The 22,833-nt window shown below is 58.9% G+C and carries 15 protein-coding genes; 8 read left to right on the top strand and 7 right to left on the bottom strand.

Translation table 11 applies throughout. From position 1 onward, the window contains the following. Positions 1-535: 535 nt before the first annotated feature. Together ACIPUD_RS02165 and ACIPUD_RS02160 are read right to left on the bottom strand one after the other, a co-directional pair. Positions 536-1,363 (bottom strand): tetratricopeptide repeat protein, encoded by an 828-nt coding sequence (locus tag ACIPUD_RS02165; RefSeq protein ID WP_085350192.1) that lies wholly within the window; start codon positions 1,361-1,363, stop codon positions 536-538. Continuing rightward, positions 1,357-1,977: a FecR family protein gene (locus tag ACIPUD_RS02160; protein ID WP_446480044.1), complete on the bottom strand. Its 621-nt coding sequence runs from the start codon at positions 1,975-1,977 to the stop codon at positions 1,357-1,359. Before ACIPUD_RS02160 ends, ACIPUD_RS02165 begins: the two co-directional genes overlap by 7 nt. Positions 1,978-2,272: 295 nt before the next feature. Between ACIPUD_RS02160 and ACIPUD_RS02155 the strand changes: the two genes are divergently transcribed. From ACIPUD_RS02155 to ACIPUD_RS02125, 7 genes are all read left to right on the top strand, one after another. After that, positions 2,273-4,486 carry a VCBS domain-containing protein gene (locus ACIPUD_RS02155; protein WP_446480043.1) on the top strand — a complete coding sequence of 738 codons (2,214 nt, stop codon included), beginning with the start codon at positions 2,273-2,275 and terminating at the stop codon, positions 4,484-4,486. Between the two features lie 611 nt (positions 4,487-5,097). Continuing rightward, a complete protein-coding gene (locus ACIPUD_RS02150) occupies positions 5,098-6,255 on the top strand; it encodes an FIST signal transduction protein (protein ID WP_026234039.1) in 1,158 nt (385 codons plus the stop codon). Positions 6,256-6,260: 5 nt separating this feature from the next. Then, a complete protein-coding gene (locus ACIPUD_RS02145) occupies positions 6,261-8,006 on the top strand; it encodes an ATP-binding protein (protein WP_240543266.1) in 1,746 nt (581 codons plus the stop codon). Positions 8,007-8,485: 479 nt separating this feature from the next. Further along, a complete protein-coding gene (locus ACIPUD_RS02140; RefSeq protein ID WP_446480042.1) occupies positions 8,486-8,698 on the top strand; it encodes a hypothetical protein in 213 nt (70 codons plus the stop codon). 1,440 nt (positions 8,699-10,138) lie between these two features. Then, positions 10,139-10,396 carry a DUF1488 family protein gene (locus ACIPUD_RS02135; protein ID WP_085360739.1) on the top strand — a complete coding sequence of 86 codons (258 nt, stop codon included), beginning with the start codon at positions 10,139-10,141 and terminating at the stop codon, positions 10,394-10,396. Positions 10,397-11,380: 984 nt separating this feature from the next. Continuing rightward, on the top strand, positions 11,381-11,779 hold the full coding sequence (locus ACIPUD_RS02130; protein WP_094183477.1) for a hypothetical protein: 399 nt from the start codon (positions 11,381-11,383) through the stop codon (positions 11,777-11,779). A gap of 1,400 nt (positions 11,780-13,179) precedes the next feature. Then, positions 13,180-13,395 carry a hypothetical protein gene (locus ACIPUD_RS02125; protein WP_083926613.1) on the top strand — a complete coding sequence of 72 codons (216 nt, stop codon included), beginning with the start codon at positions 13,180-13,182 and terminating at the stop codon, positions 13,393-13,395. 271 nt (positions 13,396-13,666) lie between these two features. Here ACIPUD_RS02125 and ACIPUD_RS02120 read toward each other — a convergent pair whose 3' ends face one another. From ACIPUD_RS02120 to ACIPUD_RS02105, 4 genes are all read right to left on the bottom strand, one after another. Further along, entirely contained in the window at positions 13,667-13,906 is a 240-nt protein-coding gene (locus tag ACIPUD_RS02120) for a hypothetical protein (protein WP_083926619.1), read from the bottom strand. Between the two features lie 790 nt (positions 13,907-14,696). Beyond that, positions 14,697-15,035, bottom strand: coding sequence for an ABC transporter substrate binding protein (locus ACIPUD_RS02115; RefSeq protein WP_085360735.1), 339 nt, complete (start codon positions 15,033-15,035; stop codon positions 14,697-14,699). 79 nt (positions 15,036-15,114) lie between these two features. Continuing rightward, positions 15,115-15,384, bottom strand: a complete 270-nt coding sequence (locus ACIPUD_RS02110) for a hypothetical protein (RefSeq protein WP_085360733.1) — start codon at positions 15,382-15,384, stop codon at positions 15,115-15,117. Between the two features lie 340 nt (positions 15,385-15,724). Next, on the bottom strand, positions 15,725-16,195 hold the full coding sequence (locus ACIPUD_RS02105; RefSeq protein ID WP_085349989.1) for a nuclear transport factor 2 family protein: 471 nt from the start codon (positions 16,193-16,195) through the stop codon (positions 15,725-15,727). Between the two features lie 1,365 nt (positions 16,196-17,560). Here ACIPUD_RS02105 and ACIPUD_RS02100 point away from each other — a divergent pair. Continuing rightward, positions 17,561-18,970 carry a patatin-like phospholipase family protein gene (locus tag ACIPUD_RS02100; RefSeq protein ID WP_446480041.1) on the top strand — a complete coding sequence of 470 codons (1,410 nt, stop codon included), beginning with the start codon at positions 17,561-17,563 and terminating at the stop codon, positions 18,968-18,970. 48 nt (positions 18,971-19,018) lie between these two features. Here the strand turns inward: ACIPUD_RS02100 and ACIPUD_RS02095 are convergent, their stop codons facing one another. Then, positions 19,019-22,369 carry an adenylate/guanylate cyclase domain-containing protein gene (locus ACIPUD_RS02095; protein ID WP_085350202.1) on the bottom strand — a complete coding sequence of 1,117 codons (3,351 nt, stop codon included), beginning with the start codon at positions 22,367-22,369 and terminating at the stop codon, positions 19,019-19,021. Positions 22,370-22,833: the final 464 nt, after the last annotated feature.

Here is a 22,833-nt window from a genome sequence, read left to right as displayed (position 1 = left end):
TGCTTCGATGCCGATTCACATCCCGGCCTTCCGCCGACCTGCACGCTCGTCGGCCGGACGTGCCGCGGTGGTCTCGCAGCGGCGAGCAAATCCTGTAGCTTGTAACCGTAGTTAGTCACGTCAACCGCGCCTCACCCCACCGAAAATTTTAGAATCCTCAACGCCTTGGTCATTCCCGTTTGGAGGAGCGGTGATCCTCGGGTAGGCGGGATACGTACTCGTCCACATTCAGGACCAGCGGAGCACTGATAAGGTTTTGCGTACTACCTTATCAGTTGGCCAACTGACTCCGCTTCGTATGAAAGCTTATCAGTCGATCAACTGACCCCGTTTTGACTCGAAAGCTGATGAGTTCGCCATCTGGCTCCTTCGTACGTCTGCTTATCGGTTTTGTAGGAAGCAGAACCGTTTAGCATTTTTCGGGTATCGCTCGCTGGAGGGAAAAATCAATAAAAAAACTGCTCGACTGCTGCAGCTCAGGTTCTCTCGGTAGGGGAGAGATGGCATTCTCCGACGGGCACGCGTTGAGGACGGACTACGGTACGCCGTAGCGCGCGAATTCCTCGGCGATGTCGCCCCGGACAGCTTTCGCGGCCGCGACATCGGCTTCTCCCGAAGCCGTCTCGCCGCGGCGGATCTTTGCCCGGCCGCGACCGTACAGCGCGGCGGCGAGCGTGGGGTCGATGCGTAGCGCGGCGTCGTAGTCGGCGATGGCCGCATCGGTCCGTCCAGCCTTGAGGTGGGCGAGCGCGCGGGAATCGTAGGTCGCAGCCGTATGCGCGCCCGACCCGATCGCCTTGTCGCAGGCTTCCACCGCGCCTTGCGGGTCGCCCGTGCTCGCCCGGATCCAGCAAAGGCCGCTCCAAGCCACTTCCATGTCGGCGTTCAGACGAGTCGCGGCGGTGTAGTCGCTTTCGGCGCGTACGAGATCGCCCTTCTTCAGCCAGGCCTGGGCGCGGTTGACGAAGGCGGCGGGGTATGCCGGCTGGAGGGCGATGGCTCGGTCGAAATCCTCCATCGCGGCGTCGTAGTCGCCCGTCCTCAGTCTCGCCGCGCCGCGGTTGTTGACGGGCTTGGCGAAGGTCGGATCGATGCCTATGGCCGCCTCGAAGTCGGCGACAGCGCGGTCGTAGTCGACCTTCGCTGCGTAGGCGATGCCGCGGTTGTTGTGGGCGATGGCCAAGGCCTGTGGCCCGCCACGGCCGGCTGCGATGAAGGCAGAGCAGGCCTCGATCCTCCGGTCGGGGGACGAAGCGGCGTTGCAGAGCTCGACGTTTCGGAATTGACCTTCCGGCTTCTGCGCCGACGCGGGGGCGGCCAGCAGCAGGATCATAACTGGCGCCGTCCCGAAGACCTTCAGCATCCCCGGCAGATGCCGAGAGCGCGGTCGGCCCTCCGCTGCCGGGGAGGCGCAACGGTCGGACCGGCCTTCCGCTTCATGACCGCATCCTTGCCCTCCTCGATCAGGGTGGCGAACTTGACCGTGCCGTCGTCCGAAATCTCGATGTGGGGCGTGGTGCCCCGGATCCCCAACGTCGCCACCGGCGTGTCCACCTTCATGCTCCCGGTCTTGGCGACGCTGCCGGCGACGAAGGTGAAGGTGCCTCTGGTCAGGCTGATCAGGGTTGAATTGTCCTTGCCGTCCGGATCGTAGACGAACTCGCTCATTTCCATGCTGGCGTTACTCGACAGGCCGAAGGAGCTGCCGTCGGCGAAATTGATACCGAGGCGCCCGTCGGCGCCCGTCCTGACGACGTCGCCCCGATAGACTGGATCGCCGACCTTCGCGCTGGCCCCGTTCTCGGACAGTCTCGCCTGCACAACCGCGGCATCGATATGCTCGATCACTGCCTTGCCAGCGACGGTCACGACCTTGCCGATTGGCTTGACGTCCTGCGCCCGAAGCGGCGCAGGCGGATACGCCACTGCAACGAGCAAAAGGCAGAGAAGTCCTGCGACCGTCCTTAGTCCGTGCATGCGTCGCTCCCGTCCGTGAAGAGCCCGCTTCGGCGGAATGATGCCAGAGCGCGCCCGGCGCACCATACCGCATGTTGCGACCGCCACTCTTTAGTCGCAACGGACGATGGTCCCGACCGCTCAGCGCCAACAAAAGAGCGCATTTGCGCGCACTCAGTCAACATTTCGTGAAGGGGTCTCGGGATGACAAAGCGTAGTCTGATGCGCAAAACCGGACACCTCGGCGGGTGGACTCACACGCGATCCATGGGTCCGGCCGCTTCGGCGGAAGCGGGCAGCATGCGAGGCGTTCAAGATGTCGCTCGCACGTGTCTTCACCGGTCTTTGGCCGGCGCAGAACCAACGCAGTCCGTCGTCCGTCCGCGGCGGGCGCGCTGTAGAGTCGGCGGTTGTCGCGAGACTCGGATGGGCCGGAGCGCTGTCTTTCGTCCCGTTGATCCTGACGGCGCTGAAAGAAGCGTGGGCCGCCGATCCCGATCTCGCGTTGTTCGACGATGCCTCCATCACCTACAAGGGCTTCGAGCATGGCACCTTCGAACTCATCACGAAGGAGGCGGTGCCGCGCCACATCATCGTGGACGATCCCGGGCAGACGGTCATCCTCAGCAAGACCGGATCGTCCGTCAGCTTCGCGCAGGTCGCCAACAACGCTTCGCGGATGGAGGACCTGCAGAGCCGGCAGCAGGACGTGCTCGACAACTACTCGAAGGACCATGGGCCGTCCGGATCCGGCACGCCTCCGGGCGAAGCGGTCGATCAGACGCTGCAGCCGATCGATTTCCACGCGCCGGACGGGCCCAATCCACAACATGCCCTTCCCGGGCTGGTGGTGCCGGCCAGCTTCGTGCCGGATGGGCCGTTGATCCATTCGCCACCGACACTGACGCTCGGGTCGGGCCCCGTCGAGATCGACACAGTCGCGTTCGATGAGTTCTCGGCGAGCAGCGGCAGCTTCTCGGCCACGAGCTTCGGCTCCGGCACGACCCCGACCTTCGGCATCGCGGGCGGCGCGATCGGCGCTTTCACCGTCGCGGGCGCAAGCTACGACGTCGAGAAGGCCGGCTCCTTCGGAATCCTGTACTTGAACAGCGGGACCGGCGCCTACGCCTACGTACCGAACAACGACGCTATCAACGCGTTGAAGGCGCCGAACGCCGACAGCTTCACGATCACGGCGTCCGACGACTTTGCCTCGGCAAGCCAAACCTTCACGATCGACATCGCCGGCACCGACGACGCGGCAGCGATAAGCGGCGAGACCGGCGGATCCGTCGCCACGATCGCCATGACTGCCGCCGCAATCGCGGCGGCGGCCATGGCGCACCACGTCCCAACCGCGACCGGCAAACTCGCCGACACCGATGTCGACGATCCGGCCAACACGTTTACGGCGGTGAGTTCTCCGCATGCCAGCGACAAAGGCTATGGCAGCTTTACGATGACGTCCGACGGGCACTGGACCTATGCGCTGGATTCCGCCAGCGCCGCGGTGCTGGCGCTAACGGCGGGCCAGACCCTGACAGACATCTTCACCGTGACCACCATCGGCGGCACGCCGCAGGTCGTCACGATGACCATCCAAGGCGCCGACGATCCGGCCGTCATCTCCGGGGACACGCATGGTCGCGTGGTCGAAGCAGGCGGAGCCGACAATTCCGCGCAGGGCGTCCCAACCGCGTGCGGCCTTTTGACCGCCACCGACGTCGACGGCCCGTCGAACGCGTTCGATCCCGTCAAATGTCCGGAGCCGAGCGACCACGGTTACGGCAGCTTCACCATGGCCGCGGATGGGCACTGGACCTTCGCGCTCGACAACGGCAACTGCGCGGTGCAGGCGCTGAACGCAGGTCAATCGCTGACTGACGATTTCACCGTGAGGGCCGCGGACGGTACGGCACAGACGGTGACGGTCACCATCGAGGGCGCCAACGACGCCGCGGTCGTCTGCGGCGATATTTGCGGACGCGTGACCGAGCCAAGCAATTCCTGCGAACCCCCGCCAAGCGCCAGCGGCACCTTGTCCGAGCGGGACGTCGACAATCCCGACGACACCTTTACGGCCACGACATGTCCGCAGGCGAGCGACCACGGCTACGGCAGTTTCACGATGACGACCTGCGGCACGTGGACATATGTCCTCAACCCCGACAATCCCGCGGTCCAGGCCTTGAGGTCTTGTGACGCGCTGACCGACACCTTCACCGTGACCACGATCGACGGCACGCCGCAGATCGTGACCGTGGTCATTCAGGGCGCCGACGACCAAGGCTTTGACAACCGGGCCGAGCCCGCGTTCCATTTCGAGGCGGGTGCGGAACAGCAGCATGCCAGCTCGACGCCCCCGGCGGTCACTTCCTCGGTACCCGTCGCCGCGCTCAATCCGGAGTACGATTCCGCCGCGGCCGCATGGCCCCATCCGGCCGATGAGGCGCCGGAGGGTTGGCGTTTCGACGGGGAGGCTGCTGGCAAGGGCGGACAGCTACCCTTCCAACACGATCTGATCCTCTGAGAGCCGCCGACGCCTTCGCGCGTCCGGGCGGATTGGCGTTTTCCGGGGCGCTCCCATGGCTGCGCCGATCACATTCATGGACCCGCACCGCCATCAGCTGCACGGCCATCAAGAAGCTGCACGGCCATCAAGAGCCATGAAGGGGCGCTACTTCATTTCCGCTCCGAGGCACGATAATAATGAGTCATTGTAACCTCCAAGATCATACTCGGAAAGGCGACAGGAGCAGCACTTGCAGGATTCGCGATGTCCGCTTCGGGTCAATCGCGTCGGTCGGCCGTTCGGTTGACCACTTCTCGTCGGCCCGACAGCAGACATTCGCATCAGGCCGCCGCTCCGAAAAAAGGTCCAGCCGACCACGGCTCGATCGCGGATAGCTGTCCGCTTTGGGTCGCCAGAAGGAAAGCGTCCCGACTAAAGCGTTACGACACCCCGAACCAACTTCGGCTTTAAACCTTTGATTACCGACGGTGAGAATTGGCAGATTGCAGAGTAAAAGCCGCAAAAGGTTTACGTCACTTTGCCTCCTCGAGGCCCCTTGATATTTTCGAGCTACTTGGAACTTATCCTTTCGGAGGTTGTTTACTGCTGTTGTCTAAGTGGGGGAAACAATGAAAGCGTCGGTAGTCTCGACGGATTCGAGCGATAGCTCGACTGCAGGCGAATTTCTGGCCACCGAAATACGAAGATCCCTAAGCACACCGCCTGCTGCCTTGGTGTTATTTGCAGCTCCTCAGCATGACCACGGAGCGATACTTTCTGCCATAAAAAAGGAGCTGCCCGATACCATCGTTGTTGGAGCTTCATCTGCCGGCGAGTTTACGAATGTGAGCAGTGGTCAAGGCTTGGCGTGTGCACTGGGGTTGGTGGGCGACGATGTGGTCTTCTCATATAGTGTTGGACGTAACCTCGCGATGGATGCCACTGCGGCAGCCCAGGAGATAGTTTCGAGGTTTACACCAACACCGCCCGGACGATTTCCGTTTCGGGCTGCTCTCGTTCTAGCTGATGCTCTAGCTGGGCATGCTGATATTTTAGTAGATCAGTTGACGTTAGCTACAGCCGGTCAGTATCAGTTTTTTGGTGGAGGAGCGGGGGACAACGCTCAATTTCAAAAGACCACTGTATTTTGTGGAGAAGAAGTTTTGTCCGACGCCGCGGTGGCATTGGAGATTCTCTCCTCGAAGCCGATCGGCGTGGGTGTTAGTCACGGCTGGAAACCTGCGTCCCGAGCCTATCGCGTCACGGCGAGCGACGGCATGAAAGTGATAAGCCTTGATGGGTTTCCAGCGATCGAAGCATTCGTAGAACACGCGGAAGAGACTCATCAGAACTTGGATCGGAAAGAACCGTTACCATTCTTCCTGCACAATATTATTGGGGTTGATAGCGGAGCTGAACATCGCTTGCGTGTTCCTCTGGCTGTGGATGAGGAAGGCGCAGTTGTGTGCGCCGCTGAGGTCCCCGTTGGTTCAGTTGTAAGAATTATGAAGACTAGCACGGCATCCGCAGTTTCTGCCGCGAAGCAGGCTGCAAATGCTGCTTTGGATGCATTAGGCGGCCCCCCAGCGGCGGCCCTTTTCTTTGATTGCGTCGCTACTCGCCTCCGTATGGGAGACGAGTTCGGGTTGGAACTCTCAAGCCTGCAAGAACGATTTTCGGAAGTGCCGTTGACGGGGTGTAACACCCACGGTCAAATCGCCCGAGCGGAGGGGCAGTTCAGTGGCTTTCACAACTGCACTGCAGTCGTTTGCGTATTTCCCGAGTAGGTCACTTGAAGGATGACGGGGCTCATCTTTTAAGTGGTTTTGCCAACGCCAACGGGAGGCGAGAAGCTGCCGCGCGATTAGCCAAGTTTATGGGAGGCGATGCTTTCCTCATTTTCTTGAAGGATGAAGAAACGGGGAGTTTTACGCCAGCTCAGGGATTTGACCAGCGCCTGCCTGGCGGCCCGTCTTGGCGAGCGTTTTTGAAGCAAGCATCAAGCTGCTGTGAGTTCTTCGGAGAGGTAGCATTTCCCGACGCTAACACGCTCGTTCCCGCGGTCGCGCGTTCGACCCCTGCGGCAATCCTGGTATTTGTCGGCAGGAACTTGTCTATCCCTTGGAATGATATCGAATCGAGCCTTCCGCTTTTAATTGAACTACTAAAGACTGAAGCGCGGGTTCATATGGCCCTAGCGCGCGCAAGTTCTGCCACGGAGGCGGCTACTCACGCAACGCATCTTGCGAGAGCACTCGATGGTGCGCGTAAAGATGTGTCCGCTACGTCCTTAAAGCTACAGCAACTCAATGCGACGCTGGAACAGCGTGTAGCGGAAGAAATCGCGCGTCGAACGGAGGCCGAAGCAGCGCTGCGCCAAGCTCAAAAGCTTGAGGCCATCGGTCAGCTTACCGGCGGTGTTGCACACGACTTTAACAACCTGCTTACGGTGATCATGGGTGGTCTTGATACGATCGGACGGCAGATCGCAAGCATGTCCGATGCGCCACAGTTTGGGCGCATCATGCGAGCGCAGGCGATGGCGCATCATGCATCCCAGCGCGCGGCCACACTCACCGCCCGCTTGCTAGCTTTTTCACGTCGCCAACCGCTGGATCCAAAGTCCATTGATGTAGATCGCTTGCTCGGGGGAATGAGCGAACTGCTCAAGAGCACTTTAGGAGAGCAAATCAGGATCGAGATAGTTGGCAATGCCGGTTTGTGGAGCGCCTTTGCTGACGCATCGGAACTAGAACATGGCATCCTCAATCTGGCGGTTAACGCGCGGGATGCAATGCCCGGCGGCGGACGACTTACAATCGAGACCGGCAACACCTGGCTGGATGATGAGTATGTTGCCGCACTCCCAGAACCCGTGCCTCCCGGCCAATACGTTTTGGTTGCTGTCACCGACACTGGAACCGGAATGGATAAGGCAACCCTGGATCGCGTGTTCGAGCCGTTCTTCACGACTAAGGAGGTCGGCAAAGGAACTGGGCTGGGGCTAAGTCAAGTTTACGGGTTCGTGCGACAGACGGGTGGCCACATTAGGATTTATAGCGAACCGGGGCATGGCACGACGGTCAAACTCTATCTTCCTCGGTCCAAGACTGAACCCGACAAGCAGGAAGATCGCAGTATTCCGACAGCAACAATGTTACGGGGGAATGAGGCCATCCTCGTTGTGGAAGATCATGACGATTTGCGCGCGTATTCATCCGGTGTGCTCCGCGATCTCGGATATCAAGTTTTCGAAGCAGCCGACGCGGCATCAGCGATTGCTTTCCTTGAATCATCTCGCACCATCGATCTTCTCTTCACCGACGTCGTGCTCCCGGATGGCCTTCACGGACGTAAGATCGCAGATCGGGCTAGAAGGTTGCATCCAATGATCAAGGTGCTGTTCACGACGGGCTACACACGGAATGCGATAGTCCACAACGGTCGACTTGATGCGGGGGTCAACTTGTTGAGCAAGCCATTTACCTTTCGCGGTCTGGCGGAGAAAGTACGAAGAATTCTTGACGAACAAACATGACTGAAATCGGATCGAGGCTATTCATTTGCCCGCCTTCGGATGGGTGCCGTCCTTCTCCTCCCGAAGTTGATCGTTTTCCAGATGCCGGAATGCGCAAATCCTCTGCGGAATCGCGAGACAAAATATTCGCCATCATTCGTCCAATAATTTCGGGGTTGCATGCGCAACGACTTACGCGAGACGTATCTGTTTGAAGCCAGGCCAGTTCTGAAATGGCGCTTGCATTTTCAGTGCGAGTCTAATCCGCTGAACCGCAGCCTCCCCTTCACGGTTTCATCGGAAGCAGCCGTTATCGGCCGGCCGGGCAAGCCTTCCGGAATGGATAGGACACTGCCATCTGATTCCCCGCGCTGCCCATCAACGTCCTTCGCCACTGCGATCTCAAGTCGGTCGCAGAAAGTTGCGCGGGTGCGTCGGCTCTTCTTGACTACGCAACCGTAGCCTACTCAACTGAGAGCAGTGATGTTGCGAGGTGCGTCATGGAGCAGGAATTCTACCAGGGTCTCGCGCAGCGGGTCCGCGCCATCGCCCCGAAGGCCGATCCGTTCACCCGCCGTCGGTGGCTGGATCTCGCCAAGCGATACGATGCGAAGGGCAACCCGGCGTCCCGGTCCAGAGCAAGCGAGCGGCCGCTCCCGGGGCCGCGCACAACGCCACCGCCATCGATCTTCTCCGGACCGGGCGAGGCCTGAGGCACCGGCGCCAGCAGCCACCTCAAAGGCCGTTTGTGATGAGATCACTCTCACCCGCTCCACGAACTCGGCCGGGAATCAAGAGTGCCAGCAGTGCCCCTCGAAGAAATCGAAAATGAGAATTGAGAATATGCTGAAAGCAGCACTCTCCAGGAACGCCGGGGGAGAGGGTGCGATGCCGGAGGCACAGAGCGGAATCAGCCGGCGGATTCGCATTTGAAGCAGCGCCGCGTCGAGGGCGCGTTGCAATTGCAACTTTCGGCTTCTTGCAACCCGGACAGGCGGGAGTGGAGCGCGGCATCGGGTTCGAGACGCAGGAGCCGTGCAGAGAATTTAGCTGAAGGGATTCGACGCGCTGGCTAACTCAGGAGAACTTCGAATATGATCCTGCGGAGGCTTCCGTGGCAAGCCTTTCGGCCTGTTCGGCGAGTACGGGCCCGCTGATTGCGTATCCGGGATCAGTCTAAGCCCCACTGCGAGGACAAGGGCGCACCGGGCCGGACGGACACGCTGAAGATAAAGTTCAAGGACTTCGGGATCATCACCCCCAGCGGTCTGTCTCCGTGGTGGTCTCGAGCAGAGACGACCTCGAGCGCTGTCCATCGCACTGCATCAAAACGCGAGGCCGCTTCCCAGGCTGGTCCGGCTGTTGGACGTCTCACTCTCCTCGCTGCAAGGGGAGGGCTTGGCAGAGCCGCAGTTTGGCCTGCCGATCTGATGATGGAAGCCACTAACTTCCCTAGGCAGCCGCGCGGGTTCGATGCAGCGGGAGGGCCATCAGGTGTCCTGAGATCGACCTTCGCGCCGAGACTGCTCATGTCACATTCGACGTGAATAAAGGTGATGCAATCGCGGCTGCTCTAAGCTAATTTCAGTGCTACGGCGCCACGCAAGAGTGCCACACAAAAACAGATCGCCGGACCGAAAACATCAATAAAATCAATGAAAAGCAGGATTGTAATCATAGTTCAATCCTGTCTGGCAGCACCAGCTAATTCAAACACTTACCTCCATCGTGCTCTCCGCAAAATTCGCGCCGGAAGCACCCCGGAAGCACGGTGAGCGGATCTTCGCCGCTCACCGATGCCTCGTGCAGCAATCAGTGGAGCTGCAGGAGCTTCTACGACTGTTGCTCGGCACAGAAAGGCAGTCGCCTTCCTGCGCCAACGTCGGTCCGGCAGATAGGCCGACGGCAGGAAAAGTTCTGGTCATCGCAATATTCCGTCGGACCTGGTTGAGCTGATTCCCGCTTCGGTTGTATCGCATTCTCCTGAGAGATGGCGCCACAACCTTGGCCGGCTATCCCCTGAAAGAGCAAAATAGGATCGACGGGCGGAGTCGATACTTGGCATCTCGCGGCCCCGAGTCCGGAGTTCGAAATACCCCTACCCCTGACCCATCCGGCGATTTCGCTGAGGGGCGCCTGAAGCTCTATTCACGATGTTCGGCGCCGAGGACCGTATTGGTTGCAGGGTCGAATGGACAGCCTTGCGCGAACGTGCCGCCGCCGACCGCGCCGATCCGAATGATATTGCCGGCACGGTCAAAAGGCATCGGTCGACCATCGAGCAGATCGCAAGCGATCAGTACGACGACGGGCAACGAAATCCCGGTCGTTCGGACCGAGCAGCTCGTGCCAGCCGGCGGACGGCCCAACGACCGGACCGCGGCTCAAGCAGCGACACCCTGACGCAGTGAGCCTGACGTATCAGTCGGCTATTTTATCTGTGGTAGTCTTTTACTTTTACTACTCGCGATCTTTTGCTCTGACGCCGTCCTGATAGTGCCTTTTTTGTGCTGGGGAGGACATTTATGCGAGGCTCTCGCGCAATCCTTTACGTCGAACAACTTAGCGAACTCACTTCTCAGCTCTCAGAATTGGAAGATCTTCGAGGTCTGGTCGAAGAAGCAGAGCGTCACGCCCGCGGTGTGCCCCCATTTCGCTTCACACGCCCTACTTCGCGCCGCCTTCGAAGTCGCAAACCGAGCGCCCTCTCTGTCCCATTCCGCCGCCTCACGCCACCAAGCTGGAACGCAGGAGCTCTCAGCCCTCCTGACAACGACAACCAAATCGATCGGACCTTGCTTGAGCCATTCCCCGATGGATGATGGGCTTCCCCCTGAGCCGCTCCAAGCGCGACCTTGACGAACAGATCGATCCATGGTGACAGCCGCGCAAGAGGCGTCAAAGGTCCTTGCCGATCGCATCTTGGAACAATGCCCTTTCCACCCTGATTTGCCGGTCCATAAGATGGCTCGTGAGCATTGTGGCGGCGTTCTTGATCTGCCTCTTTATCTATGCCGGGTCCGTCTTCGTTGCGGCCTTGAGCCTAGTTTCGGCCGTGCGAAGCGGAGATGCCGCTGAGGTGATGGCCGTACGAATTTGCCGCGCATCCGGCATTCGATCGTCGACCAGCCACAATTTTTGGTCCGCGCTGCGCACGGGGAACGACCCGGTCGTCCCGGGGCTGGCGCCGGACGCGCCGGGGCCGCCCGACGTGCCACCGAAGCAGCGCGCCGTTGCCATCTTGCTTCCGGCAATAACTAGCTGGTGTATCATTTGATAGAACGGGCGCTAAATCCCGCTTCCCTCTTTCGAATGAATCCTCGGAGATGCCAGAACGGCACCAATCCCTCCCGACGCAAAAATGAGATATCCTGCCCCGACTCAGGGAGCCTCCCATGGCTAAAAAATCAATAGTCGAACGAATTTCAGACACTGTAAAAGAGATCGTGGACACCGCCTCGACTGCAGCCGCGGATGCTATGAAGCCCGATCCAGAAGCGGTTGCCGGAGTGACCAACGAGCAAGTCTACATTCCTGAAGCGACCGATGCTGCCGCTGTTCCGCCGCCGATCATCACTCGGAAGAAGAAGCGCGTTCCTGCCCCTATGAGAGCTAACAGACGGGTCGCAGCTGCTCGTACAAAGAAGACAGTATCCGCGGCGAAGAAGTCTGCCAAGAAGCCGGCTAAAACGCCACCCAAGGAGGCTGCAAAGAAAGCCGCACCACAGAAGGCGACCAAGAATTCTGCGTCTAAGAAGACCGCGAAGAAGAGCAAGAGTAAATCGAAGCGCTAGCGCTCCTTCGCGGAGCAGTTCGTTGCGACCACCAGAAACGACTCATGCTTTACTTCTGCGGCGCTCGGGTCTTCCTCCCCGTGTTCGTCCTTCACAGCCCGGCCGTCCTGACAGTCGGGGTAGAACCTTGTGATCCCCCAATGCGATGCCTTCACAACGGCTGAAGCTTTCTAGCCGGTTACTTTCACGTCTCGAACTGGGACGGGCGAAACCACATTTCTTTCAGACTCCTCTCCTAAGCATTACGCAGGAGGCCGATGATGAAGCCATCAGAGATTTACAAAGAGAACGCAGACAACTGCGCAACGCTCGCTGAAGGGGAACCATCTAAGAATAGTCCGGCTTACAAGCGGTACCGGCGCATGGAAGAGGCGTGGCGAGCTTTAGCCGAGGAGCAGGAATGGCTAGATGGGGAAGTGCCCCCCGTCGGGTCAAACCGAGCCGACACAACGAAAAAGCGGCCCGGTTAGGGCGGCTACGTCGGAGCATTCAATAGGTTGCGAGGTACTTCCGCTTTGATGGTGGCATGTCCCCTCCTGCTAGACGCCACACGCCAACGCACGCCGACGGCCGAGCGCTCAAGATCACCTTCGGCGAGATGCGCGAGATGGGCCTACGCGGTGTCCTGGTCTGCTGCCACTCCGGCCACAACGTTGCACTCAGCGCCGCTCGCTGGTCGGACGATGTTCGCCTGTCTGATATCGAGGCGCGTTGTGTATGCGCCGGATGCGGCAACCGAGGGGCTCAGGTCAGACCGGATTTTAGCACCGGCAAGCCGCCGCAGTTTGCGAGATCGAGCGCTCGTTGGAGGAACGAACGCGCAGAGGAAAAATTGCAGGTTTTGTTAGCTCTCTTCTTCGAGCTGGCGGAGCGGCCCCGGCATCAACCCTCAAGCCCCCAAGCCGGGGTCGTCTCTCAGTGCGCCAGCTTCCGCTGAATTGCCAACATATCCCGGATAGCTTCCGACCGCCACCCTTTCATCTGCCAAATTGACATAGGCGACCGCTAAATCAAACTGGGCGCCAAGACGGTCCTGGAAAAAGCCGGCCCCAGGCAGATGATTCCTGAGGCCGGAAGTTCTACGCGTCCGCTCCGAGACATCGCCCGGAGCTGGAGGCGAACGCACCCAGATTGCCGAATGTTCCCGATCCCCATGGACCTGAGAGCCGGGGCACTGATGCACGTTAAGCCTTCTGCCGATTGTGAAACTGATCATATTGCGAGCCAGAGATGCTGCGGTACGATCATCGCACCGGGGTTGGCTGCATATTTCACCTAGTCGTTTTTGACCCGGAATTTTTGACCGCGCGGGCCGCAGCAGCAGTCCCCCTGCTGCGGCCTTCGTGATCACGGCTCTTAGTACCAATGACTTCGCGTCCTGTGCCATTGGAGAAGGTATTATGCCCAAAGAGAAAAATTGCCTGATTGTTCGTGCTGCGGGAAGACAACTGGACCTGTTACGCGGCGAAGCCTCCCGCATCGCAAAAGGCAGTAACGTCGATTGGTGGATCGATCAGGCAGAGGTCGGCACTCGCTTTTGCTTCGAGGATACAAAAGCAAAAGAGTCATTCGCTCTCGCTTGTGACAACTTCGGTATTCCCTGCCAAGACGGCTAGTCCGCAGTTGAGCTGTAAGCCAGCGGCAGGGCCGCACAACCATCATAGCAGTCCAGCCCTATCCGGCTCCCGTGCCTGGAGGTCCGCACCTGATCCGAAGCACGTGAACCGAGCCCGTGTCAGCGCCGGCGCCGACAGCGGGCCATGAAGCAACGCACTGACCGAGATAAGGGCCAAGCTGTTCCCGTCTGAACTCGTTGTCACCCGCTCTGAGGCCATCGCACTGAGATCAGATTGCGCTGTGTAGAGCGCGCCTGAATGGGGCGCGAGATCAGAACCAAGTGCGGTTATTTTGGAAGCATGCCTGTTTGGTGCGGTCCCAGATGAAATCCCCGCCGCCGCAGGGTGGACGGGGGCGAGCGGTCGCCGGGCATTCGTTCCGAACCTTGGCTCCCGTGCCCCAGCCGTCGACGACACATGCGCCACCGGTTGTCCTATGACAGCCCTCGCCACAGCCACCCGCTGCGTGCGCCCCACTAGCAGCAGCCAGAACCGTGGTCGCGAGGAGCATTCCTTGTAAGATTTTTATCACGCCAGACTCCTTCGAAGCGAATGACCCGAGCGAGAAGGAACAGATCATAACTCCTGCCGTGCCTCTTAGCTACGATCAGCGCGGCGCGAAGTCCGCGGCTCCACACGAACCGCTCGATGGCTGCGCTCCCCGTTCGAAGCTGTTGATCCAGCATCTTTACAAACTACAACCAGGTCAGCACAGCTGCATTTTTCGAATCGTCCACCTGTCTCCGGACTGGAGGGACGTTCTGTTCCCGAGGCGCGTGTGAGCCACTTTGCCTCCGTCCTGCTCTTGCTGGCCAACTTGATGCTAACGCTATGTTTCGGCTTGGCAGCGTGGCGCGTTTCCGACGAGGGGACGCTGGTAAACCCGTAGCATTGGCCTAGGCTGGATGCAAACCTCGGCCAACTGACATATCCGCGTACCCCTCGCATTTTGATCTCGCGGGCTGCTGAGCGCAGGCGACCACCTGCCCCGCTATGCGCCGCGACGCTGCTACGCTCTCAACGGCAAGGCGGTCCTGAAGCATATGACGTCTAGAGTGGGTCACGAGCGGCCTTTGGTGTCCCAGGCTGCTTACTTCCGCTTGAGCTCCGGGGACGGACATCATCAGCGCCGGTCAGAATGTCCGAGATGGGCCCAACAGCAGACTCGTGCAGCGCAGAAGATCGTTATTCAATCACCTCGGCCGAGCAGCGTCGCAGGGAGATCGATGCCGAGCGCCTTGACCTTCGAGAACATCGGAATGCTCCCGGTCCTCAACCCGGAGGTCTGCAATCGGTGGTCATTAGCGGACAATCAACTCGTCAGCCCTCGCGACCAAATGCTGAGGAACAGATAGGCCCATATCTTTGGCAGCTTTGAGGTTGATCGCAAGATGGAATTCGCTCGGCCCTTCGACGGGCAAATCACTTGGCTTTGCCCCGTTGAGGATCTTCTCGATGAAATATGCGCCCCGACGCCATATTCCATCAATTGTAGGACCAAAGGCAAGCAGTCCGCCGCTCTGCACCCATGCTCGATATTCATGGGCGTTCGGAATTTTGTTTTCTATTCCGACGTCGACAATCCTTTTCCGATCAAAGACGAACATCGGATCGGTGACGGTAGTCATCGCATCAATCATCGTATCCTGCCTTTTGCGCAGGATTGAAGCAAACGCGACCTCAAATTCCGGCGGTGAACGAACTTCAAACGTTCCACGATCACGTCGACATTCTGCCGGACGAGATCGGCAGCCATCCCGGGCAGAAGTTCCGAATGTCCTTTGGCTCCCGCCATTCAATGGTGAGATTGTTGCCCTCCGAATAGCCGCGATCACTTAATTCGCGAACGAAGCCGTTTACCCAAGGATAGCTGCTCAAATTAGCCGTCAGATATCCAATGCGGTAAATCTTTTTAGATTGCTGCGCTTGAGCCGCCAGCGGCCACACCGCAGCGCCGCCGAGTGCCGTTATGAACTCGCGCCGCTTCATGTCTGATGCCTCGGCAAAGCCTAGAGACAACCTATCACTCGCCCCAAACTAACACATTGGGGCTGGCCGGCCATGACCTCTGCCACAGACTCTCGAGTACGCCTGCCAGCCGCGCGATGTGCGGTGCGGGTTCAAAAGCGAAAACCTCAACGCGAGCATATTCAGTCCGCTAAGCCCCATGGAACGGACCTCAATGAGACGTGGATGGGCCACTTGCAGACATCGCGCGAGCGGTGTGCATTTCGAGGCAACCGTATTTCGCTTTCGGACGCGTGCAGCAAGATCAAACGCCCACCCTCAAAGAGGATGGGCGCGTGGTGACTTACGACATGATGACGTCCTACTTCTTCTCGGCGCTGGCTTCCTTAGCTGGAGGCGGCTTCATGCCGACGGTCAACTGGCGGATTTTTAAAGCGCCGCCTTCACGTATGTCGATGCCGCCCCAGAACACTGTGACCTTGGTGGCGTCGCCGCTCTTAGGGTCCTTACCGAAGATGTCGGTCTCGCCGTTGGCAACGACCAGATCGTTGTTGATGACCGACATGTTGCCGACTCTGATCTCTATATGATCGGTGCCGTTCTTGAAGTTGTTTTCGTATACGGTCTTGAGATCGGAAAACACACCGCCCGGGTTGATCTGGACCCCGTCCTTTGTATAGAGCGCAGCGACACAGGCCGCGTCTTTCTTGGCGACGCAGTCGGTGTAGGCGACGGCTAATTTTTCGGCCTCCTGCTTGACCTCATCGGCCAGTGCCGGTGCAGAGATGAAGGCGGAAGAACACAATGCCAAGAGCAATGAACGTCGCTTCATAGCAACTTCCCCTCTGGTTGTGATGCACAATTGCATCGCGACGTCCTCCTGACGTAGGACGTCGCGTTGCATTTGTTCCGAAGGGCATTCTTTCGTTAGGCTTTAATACTACTGGCTTGTGAGTATATGCCATTTTGCACGGCTTGGCGCGCGCCTACCTTGATCATCTACGACGGGGGGCGGGCATTCCTCGATAATGCGGCGAATGCGGTCGGGAAAGACAGGCAAGTTGACGCATGTGACAGATGAAAGTGTCTTGCTCGACGCGCGCGATGGCCTTGTTATCCAGATTGTTTACCAAAGCGGCCGGCAAACGGCCCAAGCAATTGCTGGATCGCTATCAAGCGGCCAGAGGCACGCACATCCCGATCCAGCTACTTGTGCGCGACCGCACCGCTCGATAGGCCCACTAGTGAGAGGGAGTCTCGGAACTCGGCCTGCGGGACGCATAATGCGTTGCACTATCACTGATCTTGTCGGGGACCCATTCCTCCGCGGTTGAGTCCCAATGATGAGTATCGTCGAAATGTTTCCAGAGTGGCCGCTTTGGCTTGCTTTCACCCTTCTGTCGGTTTGCATTCAGTGTGCGGAGTTGGACGACGAGCACCCCAGCCATCATCACCCATTCGCGAGCGCTATATCGGGAGTTCCATTTGATTGCGGCGAGCATTGGATGCCTCCTTTAAAGTAAGAAGCCTCTGCCACATTAGGGTGGGCCAAGAATGCAGGGATATAAACTACCTCACAGTTTGCCAACATCTTCGACATAGCCGCGGGCGATCTCACTGCGCGGCGACTGTAACCTACGTTCGTTCGGTACTCGGGCGTCATTTGCCGGGCCATCAAAACGCCCGCGACGATGTGTAGGATTGTTTTTTGGTCGCAAAGGCACGTCTCTCTTAGAGAGTGGATTTTATCGATCGTAGGTGCGCTCTCCATGGAGGTCAGCGCATGCTCCGTCCAAGGACGACTTCGGGTCAAAATGCGAAGAACTCAACCGGAGCAAATCTGGTCCGCCTTGCCGTACAGAGCGGACCTCAACGAAGCGCTCAGCGAGTTCGCTGACGCGCCATTACCGGAAGTCACGAAATGGACTACAGCTACTCCTACTACCGTCAGCGATTAATATCTAACGCGAACTGGTTCACACCTGTACGAGAGGGTCAAACGTAATCGCACGATACCCAAGTCCTCGCGCTCCTAGCGTATGTGCGCTAGTTCGATGCGAAGGTCCAAGAAAGCGTCGAATATCCACCTCAACCGCGCTTTCCAATGATCCCAAAAACGATTAATCTCTTCCTCCTCACGCAATTCGGAAACTCGATCGGAGAATAAGCCACACGATAAAATAGATGGGAGGAACCAATGGTGAAGAGAGCGATTACGCTCGGCGGCGGCGGACCGGCAGCAGGGCTACACATCGGGGTTCTGAAAGCACTTGCTGAGGACGGCAAGACGTTCGACGATAAGTCTGATGTGTGGGCGTTGTCCTGCATCGGCGCCTGGGTTGGCATCGTCTACAATCAATTCGATGAAGAAAAAATCAAAAAAGAAAACAAAAGCAGAGCCGAGCTGACCTATGAATTCTTCAGGGACGGCGTGTTTCGGGACGATGAAGGCTATGAGCGTTTCCCCATAAACACCGTATTCGGGACGGATTGGAACGCCAACATCAAGGCCTTCCAGGACTTCGTCACCGATCCCAAAAGTTACAGTGATTTCCGATGGCAACCGTACAAAACGATGGAACAGATCCAGGGCAACATGTCCGCTTGGTTCAATCGTCTGCCTCGTGGTGAACAACCCTTCAAGGAATGGCGCGAAGGAGACATCAACAACTGGATACTCAATAAGGTGCTCGCACCTAATCCACTTGTCCGATACCTCACCTCCCTGATGTACTTGTCCAAGGTCAACGGCCTATCCAGGATCAACTATCCGGATAGCGAGTTTATGAAGAGCATAAACTTCGACGAGCTGAAAAAGGACGGTATGCCACACATCTATCACAACGCCTGGAATCTCGACGAACAGAAGCTGGCGTTGTTTTCCAATCGTCGGATGAAGGAGGACGAGAAAAAGCAGTACAGGGGAGCTATCGACTCACGCAGCCTGTGTGCGTGTTCGTCTCTTCCCTTCGTCGAAGGGACGGTTGAGATCGACCAAGTTACATATTGCGAAGGGGCGTTAGTCGATACTGTGAACTTCGATAGCTTGCTCGAGGAGCACCCTGATTTGGATGAAATCTGGGTGAGCCGGATCGTCGATGCGAAGCAAATCCGCGTTCCGGAAAATCTTCACGATGCACTAGCAAATCTCTGCCAACTGTTTGCGGCAACGGTCGGTGAGGATGACGTCAAGCTTTTCAAATATCACGTCAAAGAGGCGCACACACTCGACAGAGCAGCCGAAGCCGGAATACTTGAGAAAGCGGTCGAGTGCGGGATGCTCGACAAACCAGCCGTGGACAGGAGGAACGGGAAAACGCCTTGGAGAGGCGTAGTCGTCGAGATTCACGTGCCGGGGCACATCAATTTCAAGTGGAACCACAGCAATCTCGAAAATTCGATAACGCTAGGATACGCCGCCGCTAAACAAGCAATCGATGCATTTAACAAAGCGGAAAACGAGATTAAGGCGAATAGTAAAGACGACAAGCTGCTCAAGCCCATTTTCATAAACGAGAATCCACAGGACGACCCGAATTGGTTAGAGCTGCGAGATCGTACTTATGCGGCTCTAAAGAGGGCGGCTAGTGGTGCCAAGCCCAAGTAAGCAGATCGCGTTGCGATTTAAATCTGCGCAAGCGTTGTCCCGGCTTGATCACCGTAGCCCATCGAGAAGCACCTTTGCCACCTTTAGATCATGCGTCTCGAACCCTTCGGTGAAGCTGGCATAAATCGGCGCGAGAAAATTGAGCGCTTCCTCGCGTCTGCCCTGATGGATCCACAGAGCAGCTTGGTCCGTTGCGGCGCGGAGCTCAAGCGTCCTGGCGTGTTGACTTCTTCCCGTGCTCAATGCCCGGTCGAGCAGCGCCTGCGCCTCGGCTTCCACGGCCGGTCCACCGCGGGCGACCAGCACCCGTGCCTTTAGACGATACAGTTCGGCTTCTAGGATTCGTTCGCTGTTACGGTTAGCTGTAGCTAGGCCGTGCTCGATCAACTCCAGCGCGGCCTCGTAGTCGTGACTATTTAACAATGGCGGACACAACAACACGTCGAGCGCGGTGATGGCCAGCTGATAACCGGCGCTGCGATATCCGTCCAAGACGGCACCGATCTCCCCCAGTGCGCTGGGTGAAGGATCGAGCGAAGCCACGCATATGCCCCGAAGGGCGCGCGCCAGGCGCCATTGCCGGAATCCATGTTCCTCGGAAAGGGCGATGCAACGTTCGGCATGACCTTGCGCGACCAGGAACTCGCCGCGAAGCGCGTGAAGAATGCATGCGTAGTAACAGGCATACGCCTGGGAATGCGGATGACTTATAGCGTCTGCGCGCCGAATGGCAGCGTCCATTCGCACAATTGCCGTATCGGGCTGGCCGAGCAGCCAGAGCGCCCACGACATCAGCGCCAGGTCCGCCACGCCGGCATCCTGGCCGGCCGAACGCGCCGCCAGCCTGTCGTCCTCGCTGCTCGCCTCGAACGCTTCATAGGCGCGTCCAATCGCTTCATGGGCACCGGTAAGCTGTCCCATGAAGAGGCGGATCATTGCCTGCCCGCGCATCGCGTTGAGCAACGCCGGTAGATCGTCGCGCGCTTCGGCGAGCTGGAGCAGGGCCGCGATCGTTTCCTCGGCGACCGGCAACTCACCGCGCATTACGCTCGCAGTGGTCAACCAGAACATCACCTGGAGTTGCTCGGGAGGGTCTCCCAGGCGCTCGCACAGCTCGCGCGCGCGGGCAAAGGTTGCCATCGCCTTGTTCGAGGCTGGCCCTTGCGTAGCGATCAGGCAGGGCCCAAGGGCGAAGTGGAAGGCAAGTTCCAGCTTATCCTTTCCGGCGCCTTCTGGCAGATGGCCCGAGGCCTCGATACCCCGCTGCAAGTGTGCGATGGCTTCAAGGTTGGCCGAGCGCATGGCGGCCTTCTTGCCTGCCTGCAGCCAATATGCCTCCGCCTTTTGAAACAGGCCGGCCTCTGTCAGATGATGCGCAAGAGTTTCGGGTTGAGTCTCCACAAGGTCCGGGAACCGTTGCTCGAAGGCACCCGCGATCGCAGCATGCAGCGCTGCGCGTCGGCTCTTCAGGAGTCCCGAGTAGGCAGCGTCCCGCACAAGCGCGTGCTTGAAGGTATAGATTGCCTGCGGTATCTCGCCCCGGCAGAATATCAACTCCGAGCGAACCAACTGAGCAAGCGCCTCCTCAAGTCTCTCTTTTGACAACCCGGCTACGGTGCTCAGCAGTTCGTAGGAGAACTCGCGACCCACCACAGCGCCGATCTGAGCCACCTCCCTCACTGGAGCCAATCGATCGAGCCTTGCCATCAGCGATGCGTGCAAACTCGTTGGAATCGCCATCGGGGGGAGAGGACGGTTGAGGACGTAGTGATCGTCCTGTTCATTTAATAGCCCGGTTTCGAGCACCGTCTTGGTCAGTTCCTCCACGAATAGGGGCACGCCATCGGTGCGGGCGAGGATCTGGTCCATTACCTCTTCCGGGAGCGTCTTGCCAGCGGTGACGCGCTCGATTAACGCCGCCCCGTTGCGTCGGTTCAGCCGCGTGAGCGAGATCGTCGTCACATGCGCATGACCTGGCCACGGCGGAGTGAACTCTGGCCTCGCCGTGATGAGCAGCAGCCCCCGAAGCCGGGGTAGGTGTTCCAAGGTCATCGTGAGCAGCTCCAGCGACGTCGGATCTGCCCAATGGACATCCTCTACAATGACGAACACCGGCTGTCTTGCGGCCAAGCCAGTTAGCTGGGACAAAAACGCCGCTAACGTTAGCTCCTTGCGCTTCTGCGGGCTCAGCTCTGGCATACGGTAGCGGTTACTCGGTGGAAGGGACAGAAGGTTGGCCAGAGGTAGCAACACGCGGTCGGCATCAGCCCGCACGAGCAGAGCCTCGAGCTTAGCGAACTTCTCTGCGGGCGGGTCGCCCCGCTCGAACCGGGCAGCGCGTTCGAGCTGGCGGGTGAAAGGATACAGCGCACTGTTGGTGTGGTGCGCCGAGCAGAACTGGCGCACCGTTATATGCGGTTCGCCTTGGAGCCGCTCCTCAAGCGCCAGCGCAATGTGCGACTTGCCGATACCGGGCTCTCCGGTGAGCATCACCGCGCAACCTTCGCTACGCCTGGCGTGCTGCCAGCGACGCAAGAGCATCTCGATTTCCTCGTCACGCCCGATTGGCGGCGCCAATCGAGATTTGTGCTGTGCCTCGAAGCGGCTTTCCACTTCGGTTGTTCCCAGTACCTGCCAGGCTGGCATTGGCTCGGCCCATCCTTTAAGCGCGACAGGGCCGAGATTGCGGAACTCGAAGTGCCCATCAGTGAGGCGGTGCGTACTTTCGGAAATCAGCACGGTACCGGGATTGGCGAAGGTCTGCAGGCGCGCAGCCAAGTTTGGCGTCTCGCCAATGACCGTCTGCTCTTGAGCTGAACCTTCGCCGGTCAAATCGCCCACGACCACCATACCGGTAGCGATGCCAACGCGAACCTGCAGCTCGGTGGCGGGTTCTGTCCGGAGGCTAGCTACGGCATCGACCAGCGCCAGCCCGGCGCGTGTCGCTTGTTCGGCATCATCCTCGTGGGCCTGGGGATAACCGAAATAGGCGAGCACGCCATCTCCCATGTACCGCGCGATAACCCCTTCATTCCTGGCAACAACCTCTGCGATGCAGCGGTGATAGGTGCCCATTACGGCCCGCAGGTCCTCCAGATCAAGGCGGGCCGAAAGTGCCGACGAGCCGACCAAATCGCAAAACATGATTGTAAGCTGACGCCGGCCGGCGTGATCCGTCGAGGCCGGCTTAGCGCCCGCTTGAGGCGTTCGCAGGACCTCTCTCTGAAGTTCTACGATCGCGCGCAGCATCTTGCGGCGATGCCCAAGCAGGACGCCCAAATCCTTTAAATCCTGCTCCGTGAGATCGCGAACGACCGAGAGGTCGATGGCGTTTTCGCGGAATCGCTCGGCGTACTCGCCCAAACCGATCGATGCTAGCCACTCTGCAATACCTGCCATGGTATACCTATGGCTTATACGATGAGAATAGCACATTGGAGAGGCTTGCGAAGGCACATCTGTCGACCGAAGCGCCGGACGTCTTGCCCAATGTAACACAGTGGCCCAGGCGAAAAGTGAACGCCGCTGGGCGCGATGTCTGTTAGGGGTCAAAGTGCGAAGAACTCAACCTAAGCAAATCTGGTCCGCCATGCCTCATTAAGCGGACCTAGTCGAGATGTGCCGGTACTTCGCTAACGGGCCATAAGCGGGCAATCAATGCATGCCTCGTTAAGGGACCAGAAGCCCACATACCGAACAGCTCCCCCTCATCACCGAATCCCTTGGCACCTGGAGCTAAATGCGTAGACTGGGTCCGACCGAGCCAGGAGGGAGATTTGGCGATAGAGCGGCCAAATCGACGGCTGACGACGATCCTGGCGGCCGATGCAGTCGGCTAGCCCCCGCTGCAGCTTGCACGCTAT

The sequence above is a fragment of the Bradyrhizobium sp. CAR08 genome (assembly GCF_052871955.1).
Note: the sequence above shows the minus strand (reverse complement) of the source record. Positions and strands in the feature narration are given on the sequence as shown.